Consider the following 18,076-nt stretch of genomic DNA (forward strand, 5'->3'; position numbering starts at 1 on the left):
GCACCACCCTCACCGTGGACTCGCTGCCGGACTTCGAGGCCTCGCAGGTGCAGGGCACCATCGCCGCGGACTCGCTGGCCTCCGCCCAGCAGATCGTCCAGCGCCTGTCCGAGCGGGCCGCGCAGTGCGCGGCGACCCCCTCGACGCCGGGCTGCCCGGACACCGCCGGCTCCACCGACTCCACCGCGCCGCCGCTGACCTCCTCGGCCCCGGCGTCCCCGTCGCCGACCGGCTCGGCGTCGCCGTGAGCACCGCCACCGCACCGGCCCGCGCCGACGTCCCCCGCTACCGCCAGCCCACGCGCCGCTGGGCGGAGGCGGGGCTGCTGGTGGGCGCCTTCGTCGTGGGGGCCGCGGCCTACGTGCAGGTCGACCTCGCGATCCTCGGCGAGCTCGCCTCCGACACCGTCCCCGTGCTGTGCGCGATCGCCGCCCTGCTGCTCGTGGTGCACGTGGCGATCCGCTATCTCGCGCCCTACGCGGACCCGATCATCGTCCCCGCGGTGGCGACGCTGAACATCCTCGGCCTCACGATGATCCACCGGCTCGACCTCGCGGACCTCCAGCGCGCGCAGCGCAACGGCGACCCCGCGCCCTCGCCCGACGTCTACACCCAGCTCACCTGGACGGCGCTGGGCATCCTGCTCGCGATCGCCGTGCTCGTGGTGCTGCGCGACCACCGGATCCTCCAGCGCTACACCTACACCGCGATGTTCGCCGGCCTCGTGCTGCTGCTGCTCCCCCTCGCGCCGCTCATCGGCGCCACGGTCAACGGGGCCACGCTGTGGATCCGCGTGGCCGGGCTCAGCTTCCAGCCCGGCGAGCTGGCCAAGATCCTGCTCACGATCTTCTTCGCCGGCTACCTCACCGTCACGCGGGACTCCCTCGCCCTCGTGCGCACGAAGGTGCTCGGCGTCGGGCTGCCGCGCGGGCGCGATCTCGGCCCGCTGTTCGTCGCGTGGTTCATCTCCCTCGGCGTGCTCGTCTTCGAGCGCGACCTCGGCACCTCGCTGCTGTTCTTCGGGCTGTTCGTCGCGCTGCTCTACGTCGCCACCCAGCGGCGCAGCTGGCTGGTGCTGGGCGCCGTGCTGTTCATCGTCGGCGCCGTGGCCGCCTACTTCGCCTTCGGCCACGTGCGCCTGCGCGTCGACGTCTGGCTGCACCCGTTCGCCGACGAGGCCGACACCAGCTACCAGATCGCGCAGTCGCTCTACGGCTTCGCCAGCGGCGGCATGTTCGGCTCCGGCCTCGGCCAGGGCTACCCGCAGCTCGTGCCCTACGCCAAGAGCGACTTCATCGTGTCGGCCTTCGGCGAGGAGCTCGGACTCATCGGCCTGGTCGCGATGCTCGTGCTCTACGGCGTCATCGTCGAGCGCGGGCTGCGCACCGCCATCGCCTGCCGCGACGTGTTCGGCTCGCTGCTCGCCGCCGGCCTCTCGATCTCTCTAGGGCTCCAGGTGTTCGTGGTGGTCGGCGGCGTGAGCCGGCTGATCCCGCTCACCGGCCTCACCACCCCGTTCCTCGCGCAGGGCGGCTCTTCGCTCGTGGCCAACTGGATCGCCATCGGCCTGCTGATGCGCATCAGCGACACCGCCCGGCGCCCGGACGAGGCGGAGGCGGTCGCGCTCACCGACGCCCCCACGCAGGTGGTGGGCCGGTGATCCGCTCATTGCGCCGCCTCTCGCTGGTGCTCGGCGTGCTCCTCGTCGCGCTCCTGGCCAACCTGACCTACCTCCAGTACTTCGCGGCCGCCGACATCCGCGCGCAGAGCGGCAACAGCCGCGTGCTGCTCGAGGAGTACTCGCGCGAGCGCGGCCCGATCCTGCTGGGCTCCACCGCGATCGCGTCGTCGATCCCCACCAAGGACCAGCTCAAGTACCTGCGGCAGTACTCCAACGGCGCGCTCTACGCGCCGGCCACGGGCTTCTACTCGGTGGTCTACGGCGCGACCGGCATCGAGCGCACCGAGGACGCCGTGCTCGCCGGCTCCGACGACCGCTTCTTCGTCGACCGCGTGCAGCAGCTGTTCGCCGGGCGCGGCGTGCGCGGCGGCGCCGTGCGGCTCACGCTCGACCCGGCCGCGCAGAAGGCCGCCTACGACGGGCTCGCCGGGCGCACCGGCGCGGTCGCCGCGATCGACCCCCGCACCGGCGCGATCCTCGCGCTGGTGTCCTCGCCGTCGTTCGACCCCAACAAGCTGTCCAGCCACGACGTCGCCGGCATCCGCACGGCCTACAACGCCTACCTCAAGGACCCCGGCCAGCCGATGCTCAACCGGCCGCTGGTCATGACCCTGCCGCCGGGGTCCACCTTCAAGCTCGTCACCGCCGCGGCCGCGCTCGAGTCCGGCCGCTACACGCCGAGCACCGTGGTGCCGGGCCCGGCCAAGCTGAAGCTGCCGGACACCACGCGCGAGCTCAACAACTGGTCCGGCACGGCGTGCGGCCCGGGCAACAAGACCACGCTGGCCAACGCCCTGGCGATCTCGTGCAACACCGCGTTCGCCTCGATCGGGCTCGACCTCGGTGCCGACGCGATCCGCACGCAGGCGGAGAAGTTCGGCTTCGGCACCTCCTTCGAGGTTCCGCTGCGCGCGGCGGCGTCGCGCTTCCCCGCCGACCCGGACCTGCCGCAGACGGCGATGAGCGCCATCGGGCAGTACGACGTCGCGGCCACCGCGCTCCAGATGGCGATGGTGGGCGCCGGCATCGCCGACAACGGCCAGGTGATGTCGCCCTACCTCGTCTCGCAGACCCTCTCGCCGGACCTCGCGGTGCTCGCCAACGCCGAGCCCACGCCGTTCGCGCAGGCGATGTCGCCGGCCAACGCCTCCGCCCTGCTCGGGATGATGGTCGGCGTCGTCGACCACGGCACGGGATCCAACGCCCGCATCCCCGGCGTGGTCGTCGGCGGTAAGACCGGCACCGCGCAGCAGGCGCCCGGGCAGCCGCCGCACGCGTGGTTCGTGGGAGTGGCGCCCGCGGACCGTCCCGGCGCCGCGCAGGTCGCGGTCGCGGTCGTCCTGCAGAACGGCGGCGGCGCGGCGGAGGTCAGCGGCAACAAGCTCGCCGCGCCGATCGCGCGGGCTGTGATGGAAGCGATCCTGACGTCATGATGGGCCAGCACCACGAGCCGGCAGCACCGTCGGCGCGCGAGGAGGAACGGTGAGCGAGGACATCCGCCGGCTCGGCGACCGCTACGAGCTCGGCGAGGTGATCGGGCGCGGCGGCATGGCCGAGGTGTTCGAGGGGCGCGACCTGCGCCTCGGGCGGCGCGTCGCCGTGAAGATCCTGCGCCCCGACCTCGCCCGCGACCCCAGCTTCCAGGCCCGGTTCCGCCGCGAGGCGCAGAGCGCCGCGTCGCTCAACCACCCCAACGTCGTGGCCGTCTACGACACCGGCGAGGACGTGCTCGCCGACGCCGAGGGCGCCACCGGCGAGGTCGTGCCCTACATCGTCATGGAGTACGTCGACGGCATGACGCTGCGCCAGCTCATGGCCAGCGGCCGCCGGCTGCTGCCCGAGCGGGCGCTGGAGATCGCCTCCGGCACCCTGGCCGCGCTCGACTACAGCCACCGCCACGGCATCGTGCACCGCGACATCAAGCCGGCCAACGTGATGCTCACCCGCGGCGGCGACGTCAAGGTGATGGACTTCGGGATCGCCCGCGCGCTCGCCGACTCCGGCCAGACCATGACCCAGCAGTCGGCCGTGCTCGGCACCGCGCACTACCTGTCCCCCGAGCAGGCGCGCGGCGAGGTGGTCGACAGCCGCAGCGACCTGTACTCCACCGGCTGCCTGCTCTACGAGCTGCTCACCAGCCGGCCCCCGTTCACCGGCGAGTCGCCGGTCTCGATCGCCTACCAGCACGTGAGCGAGGCAGCCGTGCCGCCCTCGCAGCTCGACCCCGGCATCACGCCGGAGATCGACACGATCGTGCTCACCGCCCTCGCCAAGAACCCGGCCGACCGCTACCAGACCGCGGCCGAGATGCGCGCGGACGTCGAGCGCGCGATGGCCGGGATGCCGGTCACCGCGGCGATCGCGCCGATCGCGCCGCAGGAGACCGCGGTGCTCGCGCCGGTGGCCGGGCCCCTCCCGGTGGGCTCCGCCGAGCGGCCGGCGAAGAACCGCAGCCCGTGGTTCTGGATCCTGCTCACGGTGGGCGTCATCGCGGTGCTCGTCGGCGCGCTGCTCGTGGGCCGGGCCATCTTCGGCACCCCGGCCGTGCAGCAGGTGCAGGTGCCCGACCTGCGCGGCCTCACCATCGACCAGGCGCAGACGGCGCTCTCGCAGCAGGGCCTGCTGCTCGGCCAGCAGACGCCGCAGACCTCGCCGGACCGACCCAAGGACACGATCATCTCCCAGGACCCGCTCGACGGTCAGACCGTCGACCAGGGCAGGCGGGTCGACGTCGTGGTGTCCACGGGCAAGGAGCAGGCCACGGTGCCGCAGCTCGTCGGCCTCACCTCGCAGGACGACGCGCGCGCGGCGCTGGTGGCCAACGGGCTGCTGCTCGGCAAGGTGACGCAGGTGTCCTCCGACCAGCCGGCCGGCGCGGTCGTGGCGCAGTCCGTGCCGCCCAACTCCCAGGTGGACGCCGGGTCGTCGGTGGACATCTCGGTGTCCGACGGCAAGACCACGGTGCCCAGCGTGGTCGGCGAGACCGAGGCGCAGGCGCGCAGCGACCTCATCAACGCCGGCTTCGAGCCCAACGTCACCACCCAGGAGACCTCGAGCGCCGCGCCCGGCACGGTGCTGGCCCAGTCGCCCCAGGGCGGCACCCAGGCGGTGAAGGGCACGCTGGTGACCATCACCGTGGCCAAGGCACCCCCGACGCCGACGCCGACCCCCACGCCCACCCCGACGCCCACCGACACCGTTACCCCGGCCGCCAGCCCGACGACGACCTGACCGGGGCACGGCCCCGCCGATGCGGCGCGGGCCGCGGAGTCAGCGGCCGACGACCGGGGCCAGGCCCGCGCTGCGGGCGACGGCCTCGGCGTCGCCGCAGGCACCGAGCCAGTTGGCGAGCATGCGGTGCCCGCCCTCGGTGAGCACGCTCTCGGGGTGGAACTGCACGCCCTCGACGGCGTGCGTGCGGTGGCGCAGGCCCATCATGACGCCGGAGTCGGTGCGGGCGGTCACCTCGAGCTCGGCCGGCACGGTCGCGGGCTCGACCGCCAGCGAGTGGTAGCGGGTCGCCGTGAACGGGTCCGGCAGTCCGGCGAAGACGCCGAGGCCGTCGTGGTGCACCAGGCTGGTCTTGCCGTGCAGCAGCTCGGGGGCGCGGCCCACCGTCGCGCCGTACGCCTCGGCGATCGCCTGGTGCCCGAGGCAGACGCCGAACAGCGGCACCTGCCCGGCCAGCTCGCGGACCATCGCCAGGCACACGCCCGCCTGCGCCGGGGTGCCGGGGCCGGGGGAGAGCAGCACGCCGTCGTAGGCGCGCCCCTCGTCGGGTGTCACCGCGTCGTTGCGCCGCACGTCCACCTGCGCGCCGAGCTGGCCGAGGTACTGCACGAGGTTGAAGACGAACGAGTCGTAGTTGTCGACGACGAGGATGCGGGCGCTCACACCGTGCATGATCCCCCACCACGGGGCCCCCGCTCGACCGGGATCTCCCCGCCCGCGTCCGGGGCCGGCGGCGTCAGGGCGCGCTGCCTGGCGTCGCCGGCGCGCCGGCCGGCGCCTGGTCGACGGTGACGTCGTTGAACGGCAGCCGGGGCTCGAGCCAGGGGAACACCACGGTGAACAGCAGGGCCACCACGGCGAGCAGCAGCACGACGGCCTCGAGCACGCGCACCGGGGTGGGGCCGGGCAGCCGGCGCCACAGCCACGCGTACATGCGGTGCCTCCTCCTCTGCGTGCTGCCGTGGTGCTGGTCGCGGTCGGTCGTGCGGTGCCGGGCGGGTCGCCGGCTCAGGCCGCCGGGTCGATCCCGTCCGGGGGTGGCTGGTCGGTCGGGCTGGTGGCGCTCAGCGTGCCCCACCAGGCCCAGCGCCCGGTGGACCCGTAGCGCGGGGTGCAGGTGGTCATCGTGAGGAGCCGCTCCGTCGGGGTGGCCCCGGGCTTGCCCGGCACCGGGTCGACCACCCACACGTCGCTGGGCGAGAGCCCCGGGTCGTCGTGGGTGAGCGTGTAGACGTACCACGTGGTGCGGGTCTGCACGTAGACCTTGTCGCCGGCGCGCAGGTCCGGGAAGTTCGCGAACGGCTCGTCGTGCGTCGAGCGGTGCGCCGCGATGGCGAAGTTGCCCACCTGCCCGGGCATCGAGGTCACCGTGTAGTGGCCGGCGCCCTGCGCGAGCACGTCGCGGCCGGTGCCCTGCAGGATTGGCAGGCCCCACACCTTGTCGTGCAGCCGGGGGATGTAGAGCAGGGCGAACCCGGTGCCGATCACCGGGGGCGTCACCGCTGACGGATCGGGGGAGGCGGAGGAGGCGGGGGCCGGGGCGTGCCCGGCCTGCCGCCAGCCCGCGGTGATCTGGTCGCGCGCGACCGCGATCGCCTGCGCGCTGGTGACGTTGGTCCACCACAGCTGGTACACGACGAGGAGCAGCAGCAGCACCCCGACGGTGATGAGCACCTCGCCGAGCCCGCGCACCACGGCGCGGCCGCGCGAGGACGGCGCCCCGGGCCCGCTCGCCCCGTCCGCGTCGGACGCCGGCACGCCGGTGGCCGGGGCGTCCGGGTCGACGGCGGGATCGTGCACGTGACCACGGTACGGGGCCGACGCCGGCCGCCGGGCCGGGGGACGGGCCGGCGACGGGTACCCTGGTCGGGACGAACCGCCGCGAGAGCCGGCGCGACCCCGGGTCCGCCGCGACATCCCCCGAGAGGTGCCCCGTGCCCGAGTCCCGGGTCCGACGCAAGAAGAACTACACCCCGCCCTCCACCGCGCCCGCGCCGCAGAGGTTCGGCTCGGCGTCCTGGTGGGCCCCGGTCATGGTCACGTTCTTCGTCCTGGGCCTGGCCTGGATCGTCGTCTACTACATCGCCCCGGACCTGCCGCCGTGGAGCCTGCTCGGCTGGTGGAACGTCGTCGTCGGCTTCGCGCTCATCATCGTGGGCTTCGCGATGTCGACCCGCTGGCGCTGAGCCCGCCGGCTCACGCCGGCACCGATCGCACCCACGGCCCCCTCCTGCGGGAGGGGGCCGTCGCACGTCCGGGCGGCATGTCGGCGGCGGCACGAGCCTGCGCCGACTTACACGGCTGTCATTCGTCCCCAGCTGTGGACACGCCTGTGGACAACTCAAGGCGCCGTGCGGGGACCCGCTGTGGGCAGCCGGCTCAGAGCAGCTCGAGGATCGTCGCGTTGGCCATCCCGCCGCCCTCGCACATGGTCTGCAGGCCGTAGCGGATGCCGTCCTGGCGCATGCGGTGCACCAGGGTCGTCATGAGCCGGGCGCCGGAGCCGCCGAGCGGGTGCCCGAGCGCGATGGCGCCGCCGCGGGCGTTGGTGAGCTTGGGGTCCGCGCCGGTCTCGGCGTACCACGCGGCCAGCACCGAGGCGAAGGCCTCGTTGACCTCGAACGCGCCGATGTCGGACAGCGCGAGGCCGGAGCGCTCGAGCGCCTTGGCCGTGGCCGGGATGGGGCCGGTGAGCATGATCACCGGGTCGACGCCGGCGAGCACCGCGGTGTGGATGCGGGCGATCGGCGTGAGGCCGAGCTCGCGGGCGCGCTCGGAGGTCATGAGCAGCAGCGCGGCCGAGCCGTCGGAGATCTGCGAGGAGTTCCCGGCGGTCACCACGCCGTCCTCGCGGAAGGCCGGGCGCAGCGAGGCCAGCTTCTCCAGCGAGGTCTCCCGGCGGATCCCCTCGTCGGCGGCGACCTCGCCGACGGGCACGATCTCGTCGGCGAACAGCCCGCCGTCGGTGGCCGCGGCCGCGCGCTCGTGGGAGGCGAGGGCGATCTCGTCGAGCTCCTGGCGCGAGAGCGACCAGCGCTCGGCGATCATCTCGGCCGAGATTCCCTGCGGCACCAGGGTGTCGCCGTAGCGCGCCAGCATCCGCGACGGGAACGGCCCGTCGCCGCCGACCATGTTGGAGAACATGGGCACGCGCGACATCGACTCGACCCCGCCGGCCACCACCACGTCGTACTGCCCGGCGACGAGCCCGGCCGCGGCGAAGTGCACGGCCTGCTGGCTCGAGCCGCACTGCCGGTCCAGCGTGGTGCCGGGCACGGACTCCGGGAAGCCGGCCGCGAGCACCGAGTTGCGCGCGATGTTCGCGCCCTGCTCGCCCACCTGCGACACCGCGCCCCAGATGACGTCGTCGACCAGCGCGGGGTCGACCCCGGCCCGCTCCACGAGGTGGGAGAGCACGTGGGCGGACAGGTCGCCCGGGTGCACCCCCGAGAGTGACTTGCCGGGCTTGCCGACGCCGACCGGCGTGCGGACTGCCTCGACGATGACGGCGTCGCGCTGGCTCATAGGGGCCTCCCGAGGACGGCGGGCGCACCCGCGGCGTTCTCGCACGCTAACCCCGGCCGCCCCCCGTCGCCCACCCGGGTGCCGGACGCGCCGCGTGCGCTCGGACGCCGGTCGGGACCCGGTCAGGGGCCGGTCACGCCGCCGAGGATCCCGGCGAACTGCGCGGTGATCGCGGCGTCGCGCTGCAGCGTGGCGACGACGAGCAGCGCCAGCACGAGCGCGACGCCTGCCACCTGCACCGGCACGCGGATGCGCGCGGGCGCGTAGGCGAACAGGCCGCCGAGCACGGCCCCGGTCACCAGGCCGCCGAGGTGGGCGCGCCAGTCGATGCTCGGCAGCACGAACCCGATGACGACGTTGAGCACGATGATCCACAGGAACGGGCGCAGGTCGAGGTCGAGCTTGCGCGCCACGACGACGGCCGCGCCCATGAGGCCGAAGATCGCCCCGCTGGCGCCCACGCCCACGATGTTGGGCGGCGAGAACCAGAACGAGGCCACCGAGCCGCCGAGGCCGGCGACGAGGTAGAGCACGCCGTAGCGCACGTGGCCGAGCAGCAGCTCGAGCTGAGGACCGATGATCCACAGCGCCAGCATGTTGAAGGCGATGTGGGTGAGGCTGCCGTGCAGGAACATCGCCGTCAGCAGCCGGTAGTACTGGTCGTAGAGGGCGACGCCGAAGGGCCACAGCGAGTAGTCGGCCGTGGCGGTGTCCAGGCCGGTCGAGGGGTCGGTGGGCGCGGCCAGGGTGAGCGCGTAGACGGCGACGTTGAGCGCGATGAGCGTGAAGGTGACGTAGGGCCGGGCCACCGCGCGCGCGCCGAGCCGGGTGACGACTGGGCGCACCTCGGCCCGGCCCTCGGCCACGCACTCCGGGCACTGGAAGCCCACGGAGGCGCTGATCATGCAGTCCGGGCAGATCGGCCGCTCGCAGCGGGTGCACCGGATGTAGGTCTCGCGCCCCGGGTGCCGGTAGCAGACCGGGACGGGCGTGTCCGCGGGGCCGGTCGGCTCAGGCGTCGACACTCTCGACCGTGACGCTCGAGATGACCACCGGCTCCTTGGGCCGGTCCATCGCACCGGTGGGCACCGCGGCGATCGCGTCGACGACGGCCCGGCTCGGGGCGTCGGCCACCTCGCCGAAGATCGTGTGCTTGCGGTTGAGGTGCGGCGTGGGCACCACGGTGATGAAGAACTGCGAGCCGTTGGTGCCCGGCCCGGCGTTGGCCATCGCGAGCAGGTAGGGCCGGTCGAACTGGAGCTCGGGGTGGATCTCGTCGGCGAAGGTGTAGCCCGGGCCGCCGGTGCCGGTGCCGAGCGGGTCGCCGCCCTGGATCATGAAGCCGGAGATCACCCGGTGGAAGACCACGCCGTCGTAGAGCGGGGCGGTGGACGCCGCGCCGGTGCGCGGGTCGCGCCACTCCTGCGAGCCGTCGGCGAGACCGACGAAGTTGCGCACCGTCTTGGGCGCGTGGTTCGGGAACAGCTCGAGTCGGATGTCGCCGTGGTTGGTGTGCAGCGTCGCGTAGGTGGTCACCTCGGCATCCTCCCATGCGGGCCCCGCTGCGCGAACCGACAGTGGGCCGCAGCGGCGTCCCGGGCCCGGCGGGTCAGTCGCGCGCGAGCAGCCCGGCGAGCTCCTCGGCGAGGACGTCGAGCACCTGCGGGCGCAGCCACACGCGGGTCATGCTGTGGTCGACGCCGGGCACCTCGCGCACGCGCAGCGAGCCGCGCGCCTCGAGCAGCGCGGTGCGCCGGCCGAGCCGGTCGCGCAGGTACTCCACGCCGTCGTCGCCCTCGGCGAAGACCAGGCTGACCGGCACGCGCCGCTCGGCGAGCTCGTCGAGCCAGACCCCGGCCGGCGGCCGCTGCCCGGCCTCGTCGGCGCGGTCCCACTCCCCAGCCGCGCAGCGGCGCCGGATGTCGGCGATCTCGTCGCGACGCCGCTCGCGCGTCGTGGACATGAGGGCCTCGATCGGGTCGCCGCGCTGCCAGTACAGCTGCGCGTTGAGCGCCAGCACGGCGTCCGTGGGCTCGCGGCGGGCCACGTCGAGCGAGACCCAGGCGCCGGCGCACAGGCCGGAGAGCACCACCCGCTCGTAGCCCGCCCGGCGCAGCGCCGCGGCCGCCTCCCGGGCGTCCTCGCCGTGGTGCTCGTCGTAGGGGCGGCCGCTGGCGGCATCGAGGTGCGGGCTCTCGCCCCACCCGCGGAAGTCCACCCGGACGACGTCCTGCCCGCGCAGCGCGAGCTCGCGGGCGAACTCCACCCAGGCGCGACCCGGGCCGTGGCGCGGGTCGGACCCGCTGTCGAGCAGCAGGAGCACGTCGCGCGAGCGGGCCGGCCCGTGGGTGAGCACAGCGGCCAGCCGGTGCTCGCCCAGCGCCACGGCCTCCTCGACCACCTCGCCGCCTGCCCACGGGATCCGCGCCACGGGCTCGCCGGGCGGCTCGACGCCGGGGTCGGCGGGCACCGCGGGCTCCGCCCGGGCGAACCAGGCCAGGATCGCGTCCACCGCCTCGACGCCCACCTCGGCGTCCTCGCTCGGCCGGTCGAGGAACCGGTCGTGCCCGGGGGTCGCCCGGTGCTCGACGTCGGCGCCGGTGGCGCGCAGCGCGTCGGCGAGCGCGTCCTGCGGGTGGACGTCGTCGCGGTCGAGCACGAGGGCGTGCGCGACGCCGGCGGGCGCGAGCGCGGCGAGGTCCAGGGCGGCCAGCCCCTCGAGCATCGGGGCGGGGAAGGTCCAGCCGCCCACCACCACCGAGCCCTCGGGCAGGCCGACGCCGTCGGGCACCGGGGTGCCGATGAGCGACAGCTCGCGCCGGTAGCGGCGACCGGCCGCGGCCGCCCAGAGCACGAGGGCGTCCACCGGCTCGCGACCCGCGGCGAGCTCCGCGATCGCGGCGCCCGCGCGCAGCCCCACGAGCGAGAGCCGCTCGGCCCCGGCCGCCCGCAGGGCGGCGAGCACCTCGGCCAGGGCGGCGGCGAGCTGCTCGGGGGTGGCGCGTCCGGTCTCCCCGCCGGCGTCGCCGGTGCCCGGGAGGTCGACGCGCACCGCGAGGTGCCCGGCCTCGGCCAGGCCCTCGGCCAGCGCGCGCAGCGTGCGGTGCGACGTCGAGGACTCGTAGCCCAGCGCGGGCACGAGCACCGCCACCGAGCCGGTGGGCACTGCCGGCACGGACACCTGGAGCGCCACGACGCCGAGCGACGTGCTCGCCCACAGGGCCACGGGCTCGCGGGTCGGCATGACTCCCACCCTAGGCAGCGCGCGAGCGGGACGCCTCGGTCGAGCGGCCGGTCGGGCCGCGACGGACGCACGGCCCGGGACGGGTGGAGGGGTGGAGGCTAGGGGACTCGAACCCCTGACTTCTGCCTTGCAAAGGCAGCGCTCTACCAGCTGAGCTAAGCCCCCCGGCGCGGGCGCGGGGCGCTCAGCGCAGGTCGGGTGCGGAGGTCGCCTCGGTCCAGAGGTCCTGCTCGGCCTGCGAGGCCGCGACCTGGCGGTAGATCACGTAGCCCGCGGCGGCGAGCGCGGCGAGCACGAGGAGCTTCTTCACGGTTCCTGCCTCCCGGCGTCACGCGGGTGCTGGGCCTGGATCGGACGGTGGGCCTAGATGGACTTGAACCATCGACCTCTTCCTTATCAGGGAAGCGCTCTAACCGAGCTGAGCTATAGGCCCGTGGTGCCGGAGCAGGGTACCCCAGGGCCGCCGACCCGCCCAAACCGTCCCCCGGCGTCCGCACCGGGGCACCGGACGGAGTCCGGGGCCGTGACCTGCGGGGTCAGGCGTCCTCGGAGAGGGTCACCTCGACCCCGCCGGTGAGCCCGACGGAGAGGTTGTAGAGGAACGCGAAGAGCGTCGCGAGCGCGGACCACAGCACGATCTCGATCGCCGTGAGCACCAGCGCCACGCCCATCACGCGGCTGAAGCCCACGAGCGCGAGGAAGTCGAACGACGTGGTGCCCGAGCCGGCGATGTCGTTGACGGTGCGCCCGATGGTGGAGAACACCTGGGTGACGTCGAGGGTCCACCACAGCAGCGCCGTGGCGACGAGCAGCACGATGCCGATGGACACCGAGAGCATGAACGCGGTCTTCATGACCGACCACGGGTCGAGCCGCGTGACCAGCAGGCGGGCCCGGCGCGGGCCGCTCGGCCGGGCGGCCGGGGCGGCCACCGTGGCGGCGGCGGCGCCCGAGCCGGAGCGGGCGTCGGCGACGGCCGCGGGGCGCGCGGCCGGGGGCACGCTCACCGGGTCGACGGTGCGCGCGGCCGGGGGCCGGCCGGCGGCGGGCTCGGGCGGGGCCGCGGGCCGGGCCGGCGCCGAGGCGCCGTCGGTCGTCGGCGTGGCACCGGGCTTGGCCGGCTTGGCCTGCGCCGGCTTGGGCCCGGCGGGCTTGGCGGCAGCGGGCTTGGCCGGGGACGGTGCGGCCGGGCGCTCGTCGTCGGGCGCGGTCACCACGGGGTGCTCGCGGGTCTCGTCGGGCGCGTCCGTCGTCGACGTCGCACCCGACCCGCCGCCGGCGGGTCCGGTCCCCGTCGGGCGCGACACGTTCGGTTCGGTGGCCACCGATGCCGCTCCTTAGCCCTCGGTCCCAGGGTGCGTGCCGGCCTCCGGGTCGGAGACCTCGTCGTTCACGGTAACCGAATCCCCGCTCGCCGCAGCCTCGGGGACCGCCGAAGACCCGGGCGCGTCGCCCGCGTCGCCCGCGTCGGCCCCGCCGGGGGCGCCGTCCACGGGCTCGTCGCCGTCGGCGTCGTCGTCGTCACCCGCCTCGCCGCGGGCCACCGCGACGATGGCGTTGTCGGCGCCGACGTCCATGAGCGAGACGCCCATGGTGTCGCGGCCGGTGGCCCGGATCTCGGCCACCCGGGTGCGGATCACCACGCCGTCCGCCGCGATCGCGTACACCTCGTCGTCCTCGGCGGCCACGAGCGCGCCCACCAGCGAGCCGCGCTGCTCCACGAGCTTCATCGCGATGACGCCGTAGATGCCGCGACCCTTGGGCGTCCACTCGTCGACGGGCGTGCGCTTGGCGTAGCCGCCGTCGGTGACGGTGACGACGTAGGACCCCGGCACCACGGTGTCCATGGCGAGCAGCTCGTCGCCCTCGCGGAACCGCATGCCGATGACGCCGGACGTGGCGCGGCCCATCGGGCGCAGCGTGGCGTCGTCGGCGGTGAACCGCGCCGACATCCCCTTGCGGCTCACCAGCAGCAGGTCCGAGTCGTCGTCCACGAGCTGCGCGCTGATGAGCTCGTCGCCGTCGTGCAGGTTGATCGCGATCACGCCGCCGCTGCGGTTGGAGTCGAACTCCGCGAGCCGGGTCTTCTTGACCATGCCCTCGCGCGTGGCGAGCACGAGGTAGGCGGCCTGCTCGTAGTCGCGCACGTCGAGCACCTGCGCGATCTGCTCCTCCGGCTGGAAGGCGAGCAGGTTCGCGACGTGCTGGCCCTTGGCGTCGCGCCCGGAGTCCGGCAGCTCGTAGGCCTTCGCGCGGTACACCCGGCCCTTGTTGGTGAAGAAGAGCAGGTAGTGGTGGGTGGTGGTGACGAAGAAGTGCTCGACGACGTCGTCGCTGCGCAGCGACGCGCCGCGCACGCCCTTGCCGCCGCGGCGCTGCGCCCGGTAGAGGTCGGTGCGGGTGCGCTTGGCGTAGCCGCCGCGGGTGATCGTGACGACGACGTCGTCCTCGGCGATGAGGTCCTCGTCGGTGACCTCGCCGTCCCACGGGATGATCGTGCTGCGCCGCTCGTCGGCGTACTTCGAGGTGATCTCCGCGAGCTCCTCGCTGACGATGCTGCGCTGGCGCGCCTCGCTGGCGAGGATGTCGTTGTAGTCGGCGATGCGGGCCTGCAGCTCGTCGTACTCGTCGATGATCTTCTGCCGCTCGAGGGCGGCGAGGCGACGCAGCTGCATGTCGAGGATGGCCGTGGCCTGGACCTCGTCGACCTCGAGCAGCGCCATGAGGCCGGTGCGCGCGTCGTCGACCGTCTCGCTCGCGCGGATGAGCGCGATGACCTCGTCGAGCGCGTCGAGCGCCTTGAGGTAGCCGAGCAGGATGTGCGCGCGCTCCTCGGCCTTGCGCAGGCGGTAGCGGGTGCGTCGCTGGATGACCTCGATCTGGTGGGCGAGCCAGTGCCGCACGAACCCGTCGAGGGTGAGCATGCGGGGCACGCCGTCGACGAGCGCGATCATGTTGCAGGAGAAGTTGTCCTGCAGCGCCGTGTGCTTGAAGAGGTTGTTGAGCACCACCTTCGCCACGGCGTCGCGCTTGAGCTCGACCACCAGGCGCATGCCGGTGCGCGAGGAGGAGTCGTCGCGCACGTCGGAGATGCCGGCGATCTTGCCCTCGTTGGCGAGCTCGGCGATGCGGAGCAGGAGGTTGTCGGGGTTGACCTGGTAGGGCAGCTCGGTGACGACGAGCATCGTGCGGCCGCGGTGGTCCTCCTCGACCTCGACCGCGGCGCGCATCATGACCGAGCCGCGACCGGTGCGGTAGGCGTCCTCGATCCCCTTGCGGCCCACGATGAGCCCGCCGGTGGGGAAGTCCGGACCCTTGATCCGCTCGAGCAGCGCCTCGAGCAGCTCCTCGCGGCTCGCGTCCGGGTGGGCCAGCGCCCACTGCGCGCCCTCGGCCACCTCGCCGAGGTTGTGCGGCGGGATGTTGGTGGCCATGCCCACCGCGATGCCGGCGCTGCCGTTGACGAGCAGGTTGGGGAACCGGCTCGGGAGGATCACCGGCTCCTGCGTGCGCCCGTCGTAGTTGGGGGCGAAGTCGACGGTCTCCTCGTCGATGTCGCGCACCATCTCCATCGCCAGCGGCGCCATGCGCGCCTCGGTGTAGCGCATGGCCGCGGCGGGGTCGTTGCCCGGCGAGCCGAAGTTGCCCTGGCCGGAGACGAGCGGGTAGCGCAGCGACCACGGCTGGGCGAGGCGCACGAGGGTGTCGTAGATCGAGGAGTCGCCGTGCGGGTGGTACTGGCCCATGACGTCGCCGACGATGCGCGAGCACTTGGAGAACTGGCGGTCGGGGCGGTATCCGCCGTCGAACATCGCGTAGAGCACGCGGCGGTGCACCGGCTTGAGGCCGTCGCGGACGTCGGGCAGCGCGCGCGACACGATGACCGACATGGCGTAGTCCATGTAGGAGCGCTGCATCTCGACCTGGAGGTCGACCGCCTCGATCCGGGGGCTGAACTCCTCGGACCCGGTGGTGGTGTCGATGTCGTCAGGCATGCTCGTCCTTCGTCGTACGTCGGAAGCTCGGACCGCTCGGCGTACGAGCCGTCAGATGTCGAGGAAGCGGATGTCGCGGGCGTTGCGCTGGATGAACGCGCGCCGGCTCTCGACGTCCTCGCCCATGAGCACGCTGAACATCTCGTCGGCCTGGGCCGCGTCGTCGATGGTGACCTGGAGCAGCACGCGGCGCTCGGGGTCCATCGTGGTCTCCCACAGCTCGTCGGCGTTCATCTCGCCGAGGCCCTTGTAGCGCTGGACGTTGTCGTCCTTGCCGAGCTTCTTGCCCTGCTCGAGGCCGAGCTTGATCAGCGCGTCGCGCTCGCGGTCGGAGTAGGCGTAGCCCGGCTCCTCGCGCTGCCACTTGATCTTGTAGAGCGGCGGCTGGGAGAGGAAGACGTGGCCCTGCTCGACCAGGGGCCGCATGAAGCGGAACAGCAGCGTGAGCAGCAGCGTGGTGATGTGCTGGCCGTCGACGTCGGCGTCGGCCATGAGCACGATCTTGCCGTAGCGCAGCTTGGCGATGTCGAAGTCGTCGTGCACCCCGGTGCCGAACGCGGAGATCAGCGCCTGCACCTCGTTGTTCTGGAGGACGCGGTCGATGCGCGCCTTCTCGACGTTGAGGATCTTGCCGCGGATCGGGAGGATCGCCTGCGTGCGCGGGTCGCGGCCGCTGCGCGCCGAGCCGCCGGCCGAGTCGCCCTCGACGATGAACACCTCGCACTCGTCGGGGTCGGTCGACGAGCAGTCGATGAGCTTGCCGGGCAGGCCGGCACCACCCATGAGCCCCTTGCGGTTGCGCGCCAGGTCGCGCGCCTTGCGCGCGGCGATGCGCGCGGACGCCGCCTGGACGGCCTTGCGCGCGATGTCCTTGCCCTCGCTGGGGTTCGCCTCGAACCACGCGCCGAGCTGGTCGTTGACCAGCCGCTGCACGAAGGTCTTGGCCTCGGTGTTGCCGAGCTTCGCCTTGGTCTGGCCCTCGAACTGCGGCTCGCCGAGCTTCACCGACACGATGGCCACGAGACCCTCGCGGATGTCCTCGCCGGAGAGGTTGGCGTCCTTCTCCTTGAGCACGCCCCACTCGCGCGCGAACTTGTTCACCAGCGTGGTGAGCGCCGCGCGGAAGCCCTCCTCGTGCGTGCCGCCCTCGATCGTGTTGATCGTGTTGGCGAAGGTGTAGACCGACTCGGAGTAGCCGCTGTTCCACTGCAGCGCGACCTCCGCGCTGATGAGCCGCTCGGTGTCCTCGGACTCCACGTGGATCACGTGCTGGTGGGCCGGGCCCTTGGTGGCGTTGAGGTGGCGGACGAAGTCGGCGATGCCGCCCTCGTAGTGGTAGCTGATCCGGCGCGGCGCGGCCTCGACCTCCTCGGCCTCCGCCTCGGCCAGGTCGGTCGTGGCCGGCTCGGGGGCGCGCTCGTCGACGAGGGTGAGGGTGAGGCCCTTGTTGAGGAAGGCCATCTCCTGGAAGCGGCGCGCGAGCGTGGTGAAGTCGTAGTGCGTGGTCTCGAAGATGGTGTCGTCGGCCCAGAACGTGACGATGGTGCCGGTCTCGTCGGTGGGCTCGCCCGTGGTCAGCGGCGCGACGGGCGCGCCGTGGTCGAACGAGATCCGGTGGACGAACCCGTCGCGGCGCACCTCGACGTCGACCCGGGTGGACAGCGCGTTGACCACCGAGACGCCGACGCCGTGCAGGCCGCCGGACACCGCGTACCCGCCGCCGCCGAACTTGCCGCCGGCGTGCAGCACGGTGAGCACGACCTCGACCGCGGGCTTGCCCTCGACCGGGTGGATGTCGACGGGGATCCCGCGCCCGTTGTCGACGACGCGGACGCCGCCGTCGGCGAGCAGGGTGACCTCGATGTGGTCGCAGTAGCCGGCCAGCGCCTCGTCGACGGAGTTGTCGACGACCTCGTAGACGAGGTGGTGCAGGCCGCGCTCGCCGGTGGAGCCGATGTACATGCCGGGCCGCTTGCGCACCGCGTCGAGTCCCTCGAGGACGGTGATGTTGCTCGCGTCGTAGGACACGCAGTGACCCCTGTCGTCGTGCGCGCGCCGCACGGGCGCGCTGCCAGCCGTGCCGTCCGGGCCCCGAGGGGCCGGTCGCCGGGAGGACCCGGGACGTGCGACCGGCCGGGGCGCAGGCATGCGACGCGGCGGCGGTGCGGACCGCGACCGTGGGGGTCGCGCGACCGGACCGGAACCGCCTGCCGGAGCCCCGGAGAACCGGCCCTCATCCTACCGTGAGCGGCGCCCTGGGCCGCTCCGGACACCCTCCGTGAGTGGGGATATGTCGGCGGGGTCCCGGCGCCTGTGGGCGGGGCGGGTGCGGCGTCCAGCACGGGTCGGCCCGGCGGTGACGCTCCCGGCGGGGCGAGCCTAGCCGGGGAGGGCCCCACC

General features: G+C 73.7%; 14 protein-coding genes and 2 tRNA genes. 4 read left to right on the forward strand and 12 right to left on the reverse strand.

Annotated features, from left to right (window positions below; translation table 11 throughout):
• Window positions 1-244: 244 nt before the first annotated feature.
• The 3 genes from GC157_10630 to pknB are packed head-to-tail and all read left to right on the forward strand — an operon-like array spanning window position 245 to window position 4,912.
• Window positions 245-1,660, forward strand: a complete 1,416-nt coding sequence (locus GC157_10630; protein ID MBI1377918.1) for an FtsW/RodA/SpoVE family cell cycle protein — start codon at window positions 245-247, stop codon at window positions 1,658-1,660.
• On the forward strand, window positions 1,657-3,114 hold the full coding sequence (locus GC157_10635) for a penicillin-binding protein 2 (GenBank protein ID MBI1377919.1): 1,458 nt from the start codon (window positions 1,657-1,659) through the stop codon (window positions 3,112-3,114). The genes GC157_10630 and GC157_10635 overlap by 4 nt, the downstream gene beginning before the upstream one ends.
• Before the next feature lie 49 nt (window positions 3,115-3,163).
• On the forward strand, window positions 3,164-4,912 hold the full coding sequence (pknB, locus tag GC157_10640) for a Stk1 family PASTA domain-containing Ser/Thr kinase (GenBank protein MBI1377920.1): 1,749 nt from the start codon (window positions 3,164-3,166) through the stop codon (window positions 4,910-4,912).
• Between the two features lie 39 nt (window positions 4,913-4,951).
• Here pknB and GC157_10645 read toward each other — a convergent pair whose 3' ends face one another.
• From GC157_10645 to GC157_10655, 3 genes are all read right to left on the reverse strand, one after another.
• Window positions 4,952-5,575: an aminodeoxychorismate/anthranilate synthase component II gene (locus GC157_10645; GenBank protein MBI1377921.1), complete on the reverse strand. Its 624-nt coding sequence runs from the start codon at window positions 5,573-5,575 to the stop codon at window positions 4,952-4,954.
• Window positions 5,576-5,648: 73 nt separating this feature from the next.
• Window positions 5,649-5,846, reverse strand: a complete 198-nt coding sequence (locus tag GC157_10650) for a hypothetical protein (GenBank protein MBI1377922.1) — start codon at window positions 5,844-5,846, stop codon at window positions 5,649-5,651.
• Window positions 5,847-5,920: 74 nt separating this feature from the next.
• The gene (locus tag GC157_10655; GenBank protein ID MBI1377923.1) at window positions 5,921-6,829 is read right to left on the reverse strand and encodes a class E sortase; all 909 of its coding nucleotides are present in this window, start codon (window positions 6,827-6,829) and stop codon (window positions 5,921-5,923) included.
• Between the two features lie 17 nt (window positions 6,830-6,846).
• Between GC157_10655 and GC157_10660 the strand changes: the two genes are divergently transcribed.
• Complete coding sequence (locus GC157_10660) at window positions 6,847-7,098, forward strand: cell division protein CrgA (protein ID MBI1377924.1); 252 nt, start codon at window positions 6,847-6,849, stop codon at window positions 7,096-7,098.
• A 193-nt stretch (window positions 7,099-7,291) separates the two neighbouring features.
• Here GC157_10660 and GC157_10665 read toward each other — a convergent pair whose 3' ends face one another.
• From GC157_10665 to gyrB, 9 genes are all read right to left on the reverse strand, one after another.
• Window positions 7,292-8,437 (reverse strand): acetyl-CoA C-acyltransferase, encoded by a 1,146-nt coding sequence (locus GC157_10665; protein MBI1377925.1) that lies wholly within the window; start codon window positions 8,435-8,437, stop codon window positions 7,292-7,294.
• Between the two features lie 122 nt (window positions 8,438-8,559).
• Window positions 8,560-9,462, reverse strand: a complete 903-nt coding sequence (locus GC157_10670; GenBank protein ID MBI1377926.1) for a rhomboid family intramembrane serine protease — start codon at window positions 9,460-9,462, stop codon at window positions 8,560-8,562.
• The gene (locus GC157_10675; protein ID MBI1377927.1) at window positions 9,449-9,973 is read right to left on the reverse strand and encodes a peptidylprolyl isomerase; all 525 of its coding nucleotides are present in this window, start codon (window positions 9,971-9,973) and stop codon (window positions 9,449-9,451) included. The genes GC157_10670 and GC157_10675 overlap by 14 nt, the downstream gene beginning before the upstream one ends.
• A 73-nt stretch (window positions 9,974-10,046) precedes the next feature.
• Window positions 10,047-11,681 carry an alpha/beta fold hydrolase gene (locus tag GC157_10680; protein ID MBI1377928.1) on the reverse strand — a complete coding sequence of 545 codons (1,635 nt, stop codon included), beginning with the start codon at window positions 11,679-11,681 and terminating at the stop codon, window positions 10,047-10,049.
• Between the two features lie 92 nt (window positions 11,682-11,773).
• Window positions 11,774-11,846 (reverse strand) — tRNA-Ala (locus GC157_10685).
• 193 nt (window positions 11,847-12,039) lie between these two features.
• Window positions 12,040-12,114: transfer RNA gene (locus tag GC157_10690), tRNA-Ile, on the reverse strand.
• A 103-nt stretch (window positions 12,115-12,217) separates the two neighbouring features.
• A complete protein-coding gene (locus tag GC157_10695) occupies window positions 12,218-13,006 on the reverse strand; it encodes a hypothetical protein (protein ID MBI1377929.1) in 789 nt (262 codons plus the stop codon).
• A gap of 12 nt (window positions 13,007-13,018) precedes the next feature.
• Entirely contained in the window at window positions 13,019-15,676 is a 2,658-nt protein-coding gene (gyrA, locus tag GC157_10700) for a DNA gyrase subunit A (GenBank protein ID MBI1377930.1), read from the reverse strand.
• A gap of 51 nt (window positions 15,677-15,727) precedes the next feature.
• Window positions 15,728-17,824: a DNA topoisomerase (ATP-hydrolyzing) subunit B gene (gyrB, locus tag GC157_10705; GenBank protein ID MBI1377931.1), complete on the reverse strand. Its 2,097-nt coding sequence runs from the start codon at window positions 17,822-17,824 to the stop codon at window positions 15,728-15,730.
• Window positions 17,825-18,076 lie beyond the last annotated feature (252 nt).

It is taken from the genome of Frankiales bacterium, assembly GCA_016125335.1.
Lineage (GTDB): Bacteria > Actinomycetota > Actinomycetes > S36-B12 > CAIYMF01 > Longivirga.